We start from the raw sequence: 15,258 nt of genomic DNA on the forward strand, positions 1-15,258 counted from the left end.
TTATGGAAGGTTTAATGGCTTTTTGGGCCGAGACAGGTATTGCTCACTTTACTGGCGGGCAAGTGTTGATGATGGCTGTCGGCGCTTTGCTCTTGTATCTCGCCATAGTGCGTGGGTTTGAGCCTTTGTTATTGTTGCCCATTGGTTTTGGTGCAGTGCTGGCGAACATTCCCCACGCGGGATTTACTGAAGAAGGTGGCATGCTGTTTTACGCCTATCATGTGGGGATTGAGACTGGGGTATTCCCACTGTTGATCTTTATGGGCGTCGGTGCGCTGACCGACTTTAGTGCCTTGATTGCCAATCCTAAAACCCTGTTGTTAGGAGCTGCGGCGCAGTTTGGGATTTTCGCGACATTGATTGGGGCGATAGCGCTGAACTTAGTGCCGGGCTTTGAGTTCACCATGAAGGACGCGGCGGCCATTGCGATTATAGGCGGCGCCGATGGGCCGACGGCGATTTTCCTCGCCTCCAAACTGGCGCCTGAGTTATTGGGGGCGATTGCGGTCGCGGCTTATTCCTATATGGCGTTAGTCCCTATTATTCAACCGCCGATCATGCGCTTACTGACAACCCAAGCTGAGCGCGAAATTAAAATGGAGCAGCTGCGCGAAGTCAGTAAGAAGGAAAAGATCATTTTCCCTTTGATGGTGCTGGGATTAACGATTCTCTTCTTACCTGCGGCCACGCCGTTAGTGGGCATGTTTTGCCTTGGTAATTTGATGCGCGAATCGGGCGTGGTGGATAGATTATCGAAAACGGCGCAGAACGAGCTTATTAATATCGTCACGATTTTCTTAGGTTTAGCTGTGGGTTCTAAGTTATCCGCGGATCAATTCCTGCGGCTGGAAACCTTAGGAATTCTGGTTTTGGGTGCCTTGGCTTTCGGCGTTGGTACAGCAGCGGGTGTGTTGATGGCAAAGCTGATGTGTAAGCTGTCGGGCGGTAAAGTGAATCCGCTGATCGGCGCCGCAGGGGTATCGGCTGTGCCTATGGCGGCGCGAGTCGTCAACAAAGTGGGGTTGGAAGCGAATCAACATAACTTCCTGCTGATGCATGCAATGGGGCCCAATGTGGCGGGGGTGTTAGGCTCTGCTGTGGCGGCGGGGATTTTACTTGCTGTTCTTGGGTAACGGATTGGGTTAATCACTGAGTTAACCGATTTGGGTTAACTGAGCTTTGAACATCTTCCAATCGTTAGCTCAGTTTTATCACTAAGGCCAACTCAGTATTGAGTTGGCCTTTTGCTAAGCCGTTAACCACATTAACGTGATGAGGGTTAAAATCATCCCTTCACCTATGCCAATAATGTAGATAAAACCTCGTCTGCCTTGTTTTAGCGTGAGTTTGTTGGCTTTTAAAAATAACGCCCAAAACAAACATAGGATCAGCGGGATAAGGAAGAGTCTCGTCATTGTCTGTTCTGCTAAAATGTGAGTTAGAGTTATTTTAGAGTCTAACAGCTTGATCTTATTTGAGTAACCTATTTTGCAGTCGATGAGGACCGTTGGAGTTGATTGGGGCTTTAAAGCCGACGGATTAAAGGCCGTTTGTTGAATAATAAAAAAGACCGCCTAAGCGGTCTCTTCATTTACATCATCTGCGTAATTTAGCTAATGTTACTGATGGCTTAGCGCAGTGGCTTCGCCCCAGTATTGTTATTGCTGCGAACTCACAGGTTTAACGTCTTGGGTATCGTTCGAATAGAACTGCGCTTCATCGAGTTCATTTTCTGATTTACCAATCACGACTGCTGTCATCATATCGCCCGTCACGTTCGTTGCCGTGCGGATCATATCGATAATACGGTCAATCGCGGCGATAAAGGCAATGCCTTCGAGTGGTAGACCAATCACACCTAAGGTCACAGTTAACATCACCATTGCACTTCCTGGCACGCCAGCGGTTCCAACAGAAGCCACGGTTGCAGTCACGGCAATCATCACATAGTCCAGTGTATCGAGCGGAATATTGTAAATCTGCGCGATGAAGATAGCGGCAATCGCAGGGTAAATACCCCCACAGCCGTCCATGTTCATGGTCGCACCTAATGGCATTACAAAGGCGCTATAACGCTTTGATACGCCCATGGTTTCGACTGCACGGGTGCTCGCAGGTAAAGTACCGAAACTTGAAGAAGTACTAAAGGCGACTAACTGCGCTGGCATAGCTTTGCGGAAAAATTGCAGTGGGCTTAAACCACCGACAAATTTCACTAAGCCACCGTAAACAAAGATGATATGGATAAAGGCGGCAATGTAGATAGCCCCGATAAACTTACCTAACGGCAGTAGAGTCGATAAACCATATTCACCGACAACCCAAGCCATTAAACCAAACACACCGATAGGAGTGAGTTTTAAGACCATGCGAGTCAGTTGGAACATGACTTCTGCGCCCGCTTCTATGGTGCGTTTTAGCGGCTCAGCTTTCTCGCCGACTTTATTGATAGCGATACCCACTAACGCGGCAAACACGATAATTTGCAGTACCTTGCCTTCAGCCAGTGAGGCGAAAGGATTGACAGGGATCATGTCGAGCAACACTTGTGCAAAACCGGGAATATTACGCTCGCGCACTTCCGTTGCCGTGAGCTGCATAGTGCCGCCCATGTCGATCATCGAACCTACGGCTAAGCCGATCAGCGAGGCAATCGTGCCTGTCAGCATGAACATACCTAAGGTTTTAAGGCTTAAGCGTTTTAGGCTAGTTTGCGAGCCGAGCGATGTGATACTGACGACAATGGCACAAAAGACCAAAGGCGCGACCAACATCTTAATGGCGCCAATGAACAGATCACCGAGTGGTTTTAGCACTGTGGCGCTTTCACCTAAAATAACGCCAACGAGCGCACCTAAGATAAAGCCTGCTAAGACTTTTTGCCAAAACGGAATGCGGCTAATGGTTTGAAGGATCATGCATATTCCAGAAAATAAATTAAGAGTGAGCCAATAGACCTGCGATGATAGGATTCGTATTCAACGAGTTGAGCGTCATGTTAACGCGCGCTCAGTCATGCGCAGGGTCATTGATTGCCATAGTTAAACCATTGTATCGACAGAGCTAGGGTTATAACAAACCGTTTTTCTTATAACTTATTGTGATAAGTGAGTTTGTTGTAAAAAGATTAAGTGAAACATTCAATTAACCCATGAAAAACCTTATCGCATTAAATACAAAAAGAGATATTTATCATTGAGTAAGCCATTATGACTGAGTTAGGCATTATGTTCTCCGGTGCTTTTTTAGCGGCGACTTTGTTACCGGGGGGATCTGAAGTCTTACTCGTGGCGCTATTAAATAAAACTCCAGAGGCTTGGGTTGCGCTGGTCGTGGTGGCCAGTATTGGCAACACGTTGGGCGCGATGACCAGTTTCTATTTAGGCCGCTTAGGTCGCCTAGCAAAATCACCTGAAGCGTTAGCGACAGGTAAACACGCAAAGGGGCTCGCCATGATTGAACGCTACGGCGTGTGGGCGCTTTTACTCTCATGGGCACCGGTTATCGGCGATATTCTCTGTTTATTGGCGGGCTGGGTGAGGTTACCGCTAATCTCCTCTTTGCTGATGATTTTAATTGGTAAAACAATTCGTTACTTAATTGTTGCCGCTGCCGTGCTGCAATGGATGGCATGATGGCGTTAGGATGCATTTAATGGTCAAGGGCGGGGAGTGTTTTTCCGTTTAGACTGAATTTACTGTATAGATAGGAACTTAGTGTCAATTTTGCGAGTCATAAATCCCAATGCTTAATCATTTAAGCGCACTATTACGCTACACAGCGATGAATATACGCAGCACTATGATTATGAAGCTGTATTTTTGACCCATTGATGTATGAGGGGAATGTTTTGAAGAAATGGATATTAGCGGTCGCAATTTCTGCCGCACTCGCGGGCTGTGCATCTGAAACGACTACGGCGAACTTGCCCGCAGGCGTTAAACTTATTGAAAATGTGCAACTGGCCGATTCGCAAGTAGGGATCCCCTACAAAAAGTACCAATTAGCCAATGGGTTAACGGTTATTTTGCATCAAGATGATTCCGATCCCTTAGTGCATGTCGATGTGACTTATCATGTGGGATCTGCCCGAGAATTAGCTGGCCGTTCGGGTTTTGCGCATTTATTTGAACACATGATGTTCCAAGGCTCGCAGCACGTCGCCGATGAACAACATTTTGAAGTGGTTACTGAAGCTGGCGGCACCTTAAACGGCACGACCAATACCGACAGAACCAACTACTTTGAAACCGTACCCAGCAATCAATTAGAAAAAATGCTGTGGCTTGAGTCGGACCGTATGGGCTTTTTATTGCCGGCACTCACCAGTGAAAAATTTGAAGTGCAGCGCGAGACAGTGAAAAACGAGCGTGCGCAACGTATCGACAATCAGCCCTATGGCCGCATGAGTGAGCGTTTTAGCCAAGCGATGTATCCTGTCGGTCATCCTTATTCTTGGCCTGTGATTGGCTGGACGGACGATCTTAATCGCGCCACAGTTGATGATGTTAAACACTTTTTCCAACGTTGGTATGGGCCTAACAATGCAACCCTGACCATAGGTGGCGATTTTGATGAAATGCAGACCTTAGCCTGGGTAAACAAATATTTTGGTGAAATCCCCCGCGGCCCTGAAGTCTCTTTAGAGCAAAAGGCGCTGGTTAACTTAGACAAAACGCGTTACATCTCCATGGAAGATCAAGTGCACTTGCCTTTGATCCGTATTGGTTTTCCAACCGTATACGCAAGGCATCCTGATGAAGCTGCGCTCGATCTGTTAGCCAATATTTTAGGCGGCGGCAAAACATCCTTGTTATATAAAAACTTGGTGAAAGATGGCTATGCCGTGCAGGCCAATGTCAGCCACCCTTGCCAAGAGCTGGCGTGTCAGATGTCGATTTATGCTTTAGCTAATCCTGAAAAGGGTGGCAAACTGGCGGATCTGGAACAACGTATCCTCGACTCGATTAAGGAGTTTGAGCAACGTGGCGTTACCGATGACGATTTGCAAAAAGTTAAAGTGCAGTTTGAGGCCGATACCATTTACAGCCTGCAAAGTGTTTCTGGCAAAGTGTCTGCCTTAGCGATGAACCAAACGCTGTCGGGCAATCCGAATATGATAGCCTCAGATTTGAGTCGTTATGCCAATGTGACCAAAGACGATGTGATGCGCGTGTTCAAGCAATACATCAAAGATAAACCTATGGTGGTTATGAGTGTGGTACCGCAGGGTATGACGTCACTTATCGCCCATGCCGATAACTTCACGCCCGCGACCTTGCCCATTGCGCAAACGGCGGTTGAAGGGGATTTGCCAAAGCCTGAACTTGTTTCAAGTTTTGATCGGACTAAGATGCCCGCATCTGGCGCCGCACCTGTGTTAAAGGTTCCGACAATATGGACAAAAACCTTAGCCAATGGCATAGAAGTCATGGGCACACAAAGCACTGAAACGCCAACGGTTGAGTTAATTGTGTATCTTAATGGCGGCCATAGACTGGTACCAGTTGAAAAAGCGGGCTTAGCGACGCTGACCGCAGAAATGCTCAATGAGTCGAGCCAGAAGCGCAGCAGTGAAGCGCTTTCGCAAGCGTTAGAAATGCTCGGCAGTTCAGTCGACTTTAGTGCCTCTGAATATCAAAGTGCGATCAAAATATCGACGCTGACAGCGCATTTAGATGAGACGCTGGCGATTATGGAAGAAAAGCTCTTCCAGCCAGCCTTTAACGAAGCGGACTTTACCCGAGTAAAACAGCAGCAGTTACAGCAGATCCAGCATATGCAGTCTGATCCTAGCTACCTTGCTGATACGGCGTTGTCGTCTTTGTTATACGGTAAAGACAATGCCTTAGGCGTGAATGACATAGGTACGCTCGATTCAGTCGCTGCGCTCACGTTAGCCGATGTAAAAGCGTTTTATGCCCAGCAGTATCAAGGCGGTAACGCTAAAATCGTCACAGTCGCCAATTTACCTGAATCAGTATTATTGCCTAAGTTAGCGGGATTGAGTCAGTGGCAAGGGGCCGCAGTTGTGGTGCCGCCACTTAAGCCATTCCCTGCATTAAAAGGCGGTACGATTTATCTGATTGATAAACCTGGCGCAGCGCAATCGGTGATCAATATCGCCAAGCGCGCATTGCCCTATGATGCCACAGGCGATTACTTTAAATCTTACCTGATGAATTATCCGCTCGGCGGCGCATTCAATAGTCGTATCAACCTGAATTTACGTGAAAATAAAGGTTATACCTATGGCGCTCGCACCAGCTTTGCGGGCGGCGCTGAAGTCGGTGATTTTGTCGCATCAAGTAACGTTCGCAGTGACGTGACGGCGAAAGCACTCACTGAGTTTGTAAAAGAAATCAGTGCGTACCAGCAAAAGGGTATGACGGATACTGAACTTGCCTTTATGCGAAATTCAGTCTCGCAAGGCCAAGCACTTGATTATGAAACGCCGTATCAAAAAGCGGGCTTTATGCGAATGATCCAACGTTACCAATTGAGCCAAGATTTTACGACTCAACAGGACAAGATCATTAATACTGTAACAAAAGATGAACTCAATGCCCTCGCGGCTTCCGAGCTAGATATTAATAAAATGGTGATTCTAGTGGTGGGAGATAAAGCGAAAATCGAAGCAGATTTAGCGGCGTTGGGCTATCCAATTGAAACTTTAGTATTGTAAATTGGTATTTCGCCCTTATATAGGTGAGAGGCGGGTACGTTAATTAACGACTATTCGTCACATATTTACCGGATTTACATCGAAAGACGGTGACAGCATTAGCTGTCACCGTCTGCTTTTAACAGTACAAGTTGTGAATTTGGCTTGCCCCACAGACAGGTTTAGATTTATTTTGAGGCGTATTTTGCAAGATAAGCCTCAAAATAAAGGTCTGACTGTTAACCTTGTCGCGATAGCGAATCACCAATTAGAGAAGCGCAAATTGAAGTCATTCAATGAATTAGTACAACATCTCTCGGACGCCCATGGGCGCACCGCACTCTTGGGTATGTTACGTGGCATAGAACGTGAGGCGTTGCGGATTGATGAGTCGGGTTATCTCGCCACCGATTCACATCCTGAAGCCTTAGGCTCAGCGTTAATGCATTCGCGTATTACGACGGATTACAGTGAGGCCTTGCTCGAGTTTATTACTCCGGTAAATAATAATGTTGAGCAATTGCTAAACGGATTAACTGAAACTCACGCCTTCAGTGTGCGCCATTTAAATGGTCAGCGTCTGTGGCCTGTGAGCATGCCTTGTTATGTGAAGGACGAGAAACAGATCCCCGTTGCCCGTTATGGTTCATCAAATACCGGTATGATGAAAACCTTATATCGTAAGGGCTTAACCTATCGTTACGGCGCCTTGATGCAGATTATTTCTGGGGTGCACTTTAACTTTTCGGTATCGCAAGAGTTATGGCAAAGCCTGTACGAATTGAGCGATAAGCAGTTAAGTTACGATGATTTTATTTCAGAATCCTATTTTGGCTTGATCCGTAACTACCGCCGTTTAGTCTGGGTGCTACCTTATTTATTTGGTGCCTCACCAGCGTTATGTAGCTCTTTCATTAAAGATCAAAAAACCGATCTCAAGTTTGAAAAAACGGGTCACGGTACTCTGTATCTACCCTATGCGACTTCGTTGCGTATGAGCGATTTAGGCTACACCAACAAAGAGCAAGAAGAGCTGAATATCAGCTATAACTCTTTGCCTGAGTATCTGGCTGGCGTGAATGCGGCCATCAAAATGCCTTCGGCAAACTTTGCCAATATCGGCGTTAAAGTCGATGGTGAGTATCGTCAGCTCAATGCCAACGTATTGCAGATTGAAAACGAGTTCTACTCGCCAATTCGTGCCAAACGGGTGACGCGCAGTGGCGAGAAGCCGTCAGAAGCCTTAGCCCGTGCAGGGGTGGAATACATTGAAGTGCGTGCTTTAGATGTTAATCCATTTAGCCCGATTGGCATTGAGGCGACCCAAGTGCGTTTCCTCGATTTATTCCTACTCTATTGTTTATTAACGGAGTCGCCTAAGTCTGAAGCCAGCGAAGAGGCGAGATTAAGCGCGAATCTTAAAGCTGTGGTGCTTGAAGGCCGTAAACCTGGGCTTGAGTTATTAACCGCAAACGGTTCACGTTCGCTTAAATCTTGGTTAGAAGAGTTGTTTGATGCTTTGCAACCTTTGGCGGTATTGCTCGATGGTGAGGCGACGGATTATCAAGTGGCGTTAGCCCATTGGCGTAAAGCGGTTGAAGATCCTAACTTGACCCTGTCGGGACAAGTGCTGCAAAACGTGATCAACAAAGGCCAAGATCATGGTCAGTGGGTGATGACGTTGGCACAGCAATACTATCAATTCTTTGTCGATTATCCCTTGTCGAGCGAGACCATAGCGCAGTATCAAGCCGAAGCATCCAGCTCGCTTAACAAGCAGGCCGAGCTAGAAGCGGCGCAGCGTTCAGTTTCGTTTGATGATTATCTGGAAGATTACTTTGGAGCTCAGTCGTGAAAGAGGGCTTATTCTCTTTCACTCGCTTGCGTATCAGCGCAGCTTTGATTGGGGCCAGTGCCTTATTATCAGGCTGCGCCGCTTCACCAGAAGATCTACTGGGCTGTGGCACTGTGTCGGGTTATTTGCAGCCCGATGCCAGCACTCACTGGTATCGCGTCGTCGTGACCCATTTAAACGGTCAGGCAGTGGTCTCTAAGCCTAATTATCAGCTAGCGCCCGGCGAATATGAGTTTACTGTCGCGGAACTGATTGATGATCCTAGCTTGTCGGTCACACTTGCCGCGCGAACGCCTAAGGTATTTAAGCTCAATGTTGAGAGCCATCAGCGTTATCATATCGGTGCGCTATTTCACACCGATAAGCGTTATATGGGCAAAGACACGGGGTATTGGGAACCAGGTGTGTGGCAGCAAGAAGAGCATGAGTGTCAGTTTGAGCTGAGTCCCGAAACGAAATAGCCAAAGCGTTTAGCTCAAGTGGTAAGCCAGCAACATTCGATTTAAGTCAGATTGATTTACCCCTTGCGTTTAGATCTTCTAAGCGCAAAAAAGGCTTTTTATGCTTGCCTCAGACTGAGTCTATGACATCATGGAGCCAGCTAACTCTCCAAAGAATATGATATTAATGAATAAACCCTCCGCTATCTTACTCTGCGCAAGTCTCGGCATCTTGTCTGGTTGCGCGACGTCTCCGCCTAAGTCTCCCGAAAATTTATGTGAGATATTTCAAGAACACCGAGATTGGTATGATGCCGCTAAAGACGCCCGTGACAAATGGGGCGTGCCAGTGCATGTGCCGTTGGCGATGATGTATCAAGAGAGTTCATTCAAGCACAATGCCGCGCCACCGATGGAATACTTTCTAGGATTTATCCCTATTGGCCGTGCCAGCGATGCCTATGGTTATGCGCAGGCTAAGACCATGACGTGGGATGATTATGTGCGTGAGACGGGCAACAATTGGTCGAGCCGCAGTGATTTCGATGATGCTATGGATTTTATGGGCTGGTTTATCAGTAAAACCCATAAGATTAATGGCGTGTCTAAATGGGATGCGAGGGCCCAGTATCTTAATTATCACGAAGGCTGGGGCGGGTATCGCCGTGGCAGTTACAAGTCTAAGGCATGGTTAGTGAAAGTGGCGAACAAAGTGGATGCGCGATCTAAACGTTACGCGGCGCAATATAAAACCTGCCAAAAAGATTTGGATTCATCTTGGCTGTGGCGCTTATTCTTTGGTTAGAGCTTAGCTAGAGTCTAGTTTGATCCCATTGTCAGCCATTTGAATGAGAGTCTATGGCTGATTTTAGGTGTTTAACTTCGATATTTAATTGAGAGAGTTAATCGAGATAATCAGTTGAGATAGTCAACTCAAATCTTCAAGCCTGATATTCAACTTCAATACTTACTGACTTTTGATATTGGCCTGTTAATAGCGGCTGTAGTACCTGAGTTCAACGAGTTTATTGTGCTTTCACCGCGAAAGTTTCTAATGCTTTAATGGCTTTCTTCTTCGCGCGCTTTTGCTCATACATGGCATGATCTGCAGTCTTAAAGGATTGATACCAATCGGTTTCGAAGGGTGCAATCCCAAAGCTAAAAGCGAGGCTAAGCTCTGAACCTTGATTCAAGGTTTTGCGCATATCATCTAAGTCCTGCTCGATTTGGGTTAGCGGCCCATGGCATAAAGCGACAAACTCATCGCCACCAAAACGGGAAATAATGCCTTTATTTTGCCAATAGGTCAGTATGGCTGTGGCCGTGCGTTTAATGGCAACATCGCCTGTCTGGTGCCCATAGGCATCATTAATGGCCTTGAGATTATCCATATCAATAATAATCAAAAAGCTGCCAAGGTGAGGTTTGTGCTGCCAGTGGTGCAGTTCATCTTCAAAATTCTTTCGATTATAAAGTCCTGTGAGGGGATCGAAATTTGCGAGTTTAGTGATCTGCTGTGACTTCTGATAGAGCGCAATGGCATTACTGGCTTCGTGGGTCAGGATAGAGACAAGGTTGCGGTCGTAATCGCTAAAGGCACCAAGGCTACTGCTGTCGAGATTGAGCATGCCATAGAGCTTGCCATCGATTCGGATAGGGCTAGACAGTGTTGAGCGTATCGGCTGCTTCGACACTGTGAGTAACACTCTTTGATCATCCTCAGTTAAGGTGCTGGCCGCATTGATATTTTTCATATCATTGATGACCACGACCTGATCGCATCTCCCCTTAGTGAGCCGATATTCAAAGGTTTGCTCTAAGGTAAAATCCAGTTGTCTGAGTTTTGCTAAATCGAGCCCCACGACAGATTCGAAATGCAGTTTGTTATTGGCCTCGTTGACTTTTATGATGCTGCCCATTTCGGCACCATTAATCACGTATACAGCTTTGTTGAGCAAGGCGTCGAGAAAAGCATGCTCATTTTTATAATGGCTTGAGAGGTGCGCGAGCTCGTAAATGGCATCATTGATGGTGACGACTTGCTCTAAATGCTCCCACAGTCGAGTTAAACGACCTTGATGCAAATAGTAAATTAGGCTGTAGGCAAAAATGTAAATGATGCAAACAAACAGTAATGGCAGGATAGTCCAACCTTCTGTGGGTGCATTAAAGATAAATAGCAGGACGAATAGACATATCGGCACGATGAGCAATAGCAGATGATAGCGATAATCTAAGCGATCTATGGTCTTACGTTTGAAATTATCCCTTAATTTCACTCGAGTATTCCTTTATCCGTGTCATTGCTAGCCACAATTGAATGCTATACATCACTAACGTATCCACACTGAGTTCTGTTAAGTATATAACGAAAATTGAAATATAAACTGATATGAAACTGCGAACAATTTCATATCAGTGATTTTGGTACTAAATACTGAATTAACGCGAATTTTCTGCGTATTCGGCCAATATCCAGGCTAAAGGAGCTTGGTATTGGATGGGCATCCACTTTTGCAGTGCGGCTATGCTCTGGTTGAGCACAGTTTGGTTGGGCACTGATAGGTTCAAATGGCCAACTTTACGACCAGGGCGCACTTCTTTGTTGTACCAGTACAACTCAGCATTAGGCAAACTTAACCAGCGTGGATCATTATCGATACCGATAAGATTGACCATAACACACTGAAAATTCACTTGTGGCTGTGGGATCGCAATTCCGCAAAGTGCGCGCAAATGCAGCTGGAATTGATCCATATGGGTTCCGGCTTGAGTCCAATGGCCTGAGTTGTGCACTCGCGGTGCCAGTTCATTCACCAATAACTCATCGCCAACACGGAAGCATTCCATCGCCATCACGCCAACGTATTTAAGCTCATGCATAATGGCGCTGAGCATAGCTTCGGCTTGGGCTTGCAAAGGGCTTAAGCGTGCCAGTGGCGAAATCGACGCCATTAAAATGCCATCTTGATGTAAGTTCAGCGTCAGCGGATAAAACACGCATTCGCCTTCGCGAGTACGCACACCAACTAATGACACTTCTTCATCAAAATTAATCGCTTGCTCAGCAATTGCAAGGTTACGCCAATCGTTTGGAATATCACCCGCTTCGGCTTGTTTAAGCCAATGTTGTCCTTTACCGTCATAACCACCGGTACGGCGTTTCATCAAGACTCTTGGGCCATAGTGCTGATACAGGGTATCGACTTGGGTGTTATCGTCAACTAATGTCCAAGGCGCTGTGGGAACACTGAGCTGGTCGAGTAGACTTTTTTGGCTAAAACGGTCGGCTAAACGGCTAAATACCGGACCATTAACAAAATGGGGGTGCGAGCTGAGTTGTAAGCTAAGGGCGGACTCTGGCCACTGTTCGCGCTCGGCGGTGATGATGTCGTGTGGCGCGAGTGGCAGAATGTCATCCGTAGGCGTCATGATATCAACGGCGTTAACTTCAATCGCTAATGGCTCGCCAGCGTGGGTCAACATGGCGCCCAGCTGACCATTACCTAATACCCAAACCTTAGGTTTAGTGTTTGTCTGGGTCATTAAACTTCCCTCGGATCTGGATTGTCCAGTACCGCACGGGTCTGTTCTTCTCTGAAAGCGTCAACACGAGCCGCTAATTCAGCATCGTTATTCGCAAGGATTTGGCAGGCCAATAATCCCGCATTGAATGCGCCCGCTGTGCCTATGGCTAAGGTGCCAACGGCGATGCCTTTTGGCATTTGAACGATAGACAATAAGCTATCCATACCTGACAGGGCTTTACTTTGGACTGGGACACCTAATACGGGTAAGCGAGTTTTAGAGGCAATCATACCGGGTAAGTGCGCTGCACCACCGGCGCCACCAATGATGATTTTAAAACCACGATCGGCGGCAGAGGCTGCAAACTCCATGAGTTTATCTGGCGTTCTATGGGCGGAAACCACTTCAACATGATAAGGCACTTGCAGTTTATCCATTATCTCAGCGGCGGCTTCCATCGTGGGCCAATCACTTTTAGAACCCATAACAACAGCAACAAGGGCTTGCATGATAACTCCTTAACTCACTAATTTTAATTATATTTTGACCTTGTTTCAGGTCTAGGTACAGTTGATGCATGTCTAGCCGTCACCGGTAGCAAGCATCATGGCGCTGAATAATACCATGATCCTCGTCATTTCTGCCCGTTTTTGCGAGCGAAAAAACGTCTTTTGCTGTGATGAATAGCTTGAGTAATTGAGCCATAAAAAAGACCAATCCTGAGATTGGCCTTTGATTTAAGTCAGCAGCATTAAGCCGCTGAAATTGCGCTGCTGGTTTACTGTGTCTGTTTATCCGCAGTGATTTCTGTTTGCTGAGTGATAACAGGCGCTTCGGCCATGGCTTCTCGTAGGGTCGAGTAAAACTTCAATACGCCCTCAATCGGCTGGATCTTGGCTCTTGCTAGCGTTCGAATGGGCTGGAACTGTAGATCGGCAATAATCAGCTTAGTTTTATTCGCTTTGCATTTTTCAATCAGTTTTGTTAGCGCGGCTAAGCCACCCGCATCCAAAATCGAGACCCCATCGAGATACAGCACTATCACTTGTTTATCTTCGGTGAGACTGGCGATTTCGGAGAAAATCCGGTCGGCAGCGGCGAAGAAGAGTGGCCCGTTAATTTTGAGAACAGCCCAATCGGCGGGTAACTCTTGATCGACATAACGCTTGTTGGTGCTGATATCGTAAAGCCTTGTCATCTCGGCAATTTCCTTCATAAACAGCAAGGCAGCGAGAATGATACCCACACTGATGGCGATGACCATGTCGAAAATAACCGTTAATGAAAAACAGCTAACAAAGACCATGATATCGCTGGTGGGCGCGGTTTTAACTAAATGCAGCGCTTTGTGGGCCTCACTCATGTTCCAAGCTACGACGAGTAGCAGGGCAGCCATGGCCGACATCGGCAAGTAGGCGAGTACGCCCGCTAAGGCGACTAAACCAAACAATACCACTATGGCGTGGATCATGGCCGCAATCGGACTCTGTGCGCCTGCTTTGACGTTCGCCGCGCTACGGGCGATTGCCGCTGTCGCCGGAATCCCGCCAAAAAACGGCGTGATGATATTACCTATGCCTTGGCCGAGTAACTCACTGTTGGCACTGTGGCGTTTGCCTGTCATGCCATCGAGCACCACAGCACACAGTAGCGATTCAATCGCCCCTAACATGGCAATGGCAAAGGCGGCTGGTAACAAGGCTTGAAAGGTCGCGAGATTAAATTGAAAAGCTTGACCATTGGCGCCAGCTTGCAGCCAAGGCCACTCGAAACTCGGCAATACCGCTGGGATCCCCATGCCTGTGGTGCCATCACTCAGTTGATAGTGAAAACGGGTTCCTATGGTTTCTATATCAGCGCCCATGGCATTGAGCACCAAGGCGAGGATAGTGCCGAGTATGATTGCAGGAAGGTGCGCTGGCACAGGTGTTTTGAGTTTCGGCCAAAGCAGCATAGTCGCTAGGGTGGCGCTTGCAACCAGTAAGCTAGGCAAATGGACCGAAGGTAGCGCTTGGGCTAATGCCATTAGCTTGGCCAGATATTGCTCCGGCATATGGGCAATTTCGAGCCCGAAAAAGTCCTTTAGCTGCAAGGTGGCAATCACTACGCCAATCCCTGCGGTAAAACCTAAGGTGACGGATTCGGGAATATACAGAATCAACCGACCAAGGCGCAGCGTCGCCATACCGACGAGTATCATTCCTGACATTACAGTCGCGATTAATAATCCTGCTAAACCAAACTGTTGGGCTATGGGGTAGAGCAATACCACAAATGCCGCTGTCGGGCCGGACACGCTGTAACGTGAGCCGCCAGACATGGCGATAATAAAGCCACCGACAATGGCGGTATACAAGCCGTATTGAGGCGCAACGCCACTGGCAATGGCTAATGCCATCGCTAATGGAATTGCAATAATACCCACAGTGAGACCGGCAAGAAGATCTTGCCCAAAACGTTTAAACGAATACTTATCTTTCACGCAAGCTTCTGTGAGTGCGTGGGCGATCCTTAGGGAAAATAAATGAGCTGAGTGTGACACAAGAGGGTCCCATAGCGAGGCTAGCAACAAGCTTCTATTTTAGTGGCCAGATTGAATGTGCAGTGTGATCTTGCCAGCAAAAGCGATTGAAAATACTTTGTTTTGTATAAATAGTGTGCTTGAGGCGGTTTAATTCTCATTTAAGTATGTTTTGCAAAGTATCGAGATGTTTTAACCCTTTTGCTAATGCGGGCCGTTTACAGCTTTAGGTCAACATCAAAGGCATTCA

Annotated in this window: 12 protein-coding genes; 6 read left to right on the plus strand and 6 right to left on the minus strand. The window is 47.1% G+C overall.

The features are described from left to right. Positions 1-2 precede the first annotated feature (2 nt). A complete protein-coding gene (locus AC5YB3_RS16995) occupies positions 3-1,133 on the plus strand; it encodes a sodium ion-translocating decarboxylase subunit beta (RefSeq protein ID WP_126491343.1) in 1,131 nt (376 codons plus the stop codon). Positions 1,134-1,247: 114 nt separating this feature from the next. On the opposite strand, the gene AC5YB3_RS17000 is transcribed toward AC5YB3_RS16995, so the two are convergent. Beyond that, positions 1,248-1,415 carry a hypothetical protein gene (locus AC5YB3_RS17000; RefSeq protein WP_172599558.1) on the minus strand — a complete coding sequence of 56 codons (168 nt, stop codon included), beginning with the start codon at positions 1,413-1,415 and terminating at the stop codon, positions 1,248-1,250. Positions 1,416-1,658: 243 nt separating this feature from the next. Next, entirely contained in the window at positions 1,659-2,918 is a 1,260-nt protein-coding gene (locus AC5YB3_RS17005) for a dicarboxylate/amino acid:cation symporter (RefSeq protein WP_126491344.1), read from the minus strand. Between the two features lie 291 nt (positions 2,919-3,209). On the opposite strand from AC5YB3_RS17005, the gene AC5YB3_RS17010 reads away from it, so the two are divergent. The 5 genes from AC5YB3_RS17010 (at position 3,210) to AC5YB3_RS17030 (ending at position 9,764) form a co-directional block, all read left to right on the plus strand. Beyond that, the gene (locus AC5YB3_RS17010; protein WP_259215097.1) at positions 3,210-3,635 is read left to right on the plus strand and encodes a YqaA family protein; all 426 of its coding nucleotides are present in this window, start codon (positions 3,210-3,212) and stop codon (positions 3,633-3,635) included. A gap of 197 nt (positions 3,636-3,832) precedes the next feature. After that, the gene (locus AC5YB3_RS17015) at positions 3,833-6,685 is read left to right on the plus strand and encodes a M16 family metallopeptidase (protein ID WP_242326137.1); all 2,853 of its coding nucleotides are present in this window, start codon (positions 3,833-3,835) and stop codon (positions 6,683-6,685) included. 184 nt (positions 6,686-6,869) lie between these two features. Then, positions 6,870-8,519, plus strand: a complete 1,650-nt coding sequence (gene gshA, locus AC5YB3_RS17020; protein WP_494525785.1) for a glutamate--cysteine ligase — start codon at positions 6,870-6,872, stop codon at positions 8,517-8,519. Further along, complete coding sequence (locus AC5YB3_RS17025; protein WP_494525786.1) at positions 8,516-8,980, plus strand: hypothetical protein; 465 nt, start codon at positions 8,516-8,518, stop codon at positions 8,978-8,980. The genes gshA and AC5YB3_RS17025 overlap by 4 nt, the downstream gene beginning before the upstream one ends. 166 nt (positions 8,981-9,146) lie before the next feature. Then, positions 9,147-9,764, plus strand: a complete 618-nt coding sequence (locus AC5YB3_RS17030) for a transglycosylase SLT domain-containing protein (protein WP_272942047.1) — start codon at positions 9,147-9,149, stop codon at positions 9,762-9,764. 220 nt (positions 9,765-9,984) lie between these two features. Here AC5YB3_RS17030 and AC5YB3_RS17035 read toward each other — a convergent pair whose 3' ends face one another. From AC5YB3_RS17035 to dauA, 4 genes are all read right to left on the minus strand, one after another. Continuing rightward, positions 9,985-11,238, minus strand: coding sequence for a GGDEF domain-containing protein (locus tag AC5YB3_RS17035; RefSeq protein ID WP_107946739.1), 1,254 nt, complete (start codon positions 11,236-11,238; stop codon positions 9,985-9,987). 163 nt (positions 11,239-11,401) lie between these two features. Further along, positions 11,402-12,505 (minus strand): 5-(carboxyamino)imidazole ribonucleotide synthase, encoded by a 1,104-nt coding sequence (gene purK / locus AC5YB3_RS17040; protein WP_494525787.1) that lies wholly within the window; start codon positions 12,503-12,505, stop codon positions 11,402-11,404. Further along, complete coding sequence (gene purE / locus AC5YB3_RS17045; RefSeq protein WP_006084961.1) at positions 12,505-12,996, minus strand: 5-(carboxyamino)imidazole ribonucleotide mutase; 492 nt, start codon at positions 12,994-12,996, stop codon at positions 12,505-12,507. The genes purK and purE overlap by 1 nt, the downstream gene beginning before the upstream one ends. A gap of 269 nt (positions 12,997-13,265) precedes the next feature. Next, the gene (gene dauA, locus AC5YB3_RS17050; protein WP_011846067.1) at positions 13,266-15,029 is read right to left on the minus strand and encodes a C4-dicarboxylic acid transporter DauA; all 1,764 of its coding nucleotides are present in this window, start codon (positions 15,027-15,029) and stop codon (positions 13,266-13,268) included. Between the last annotated feature and the right edge of the window lie 229 nt (positions 15,030-15,258).

Source organism: Shewanella sp. 1311 (assembly GCF_059338235.1).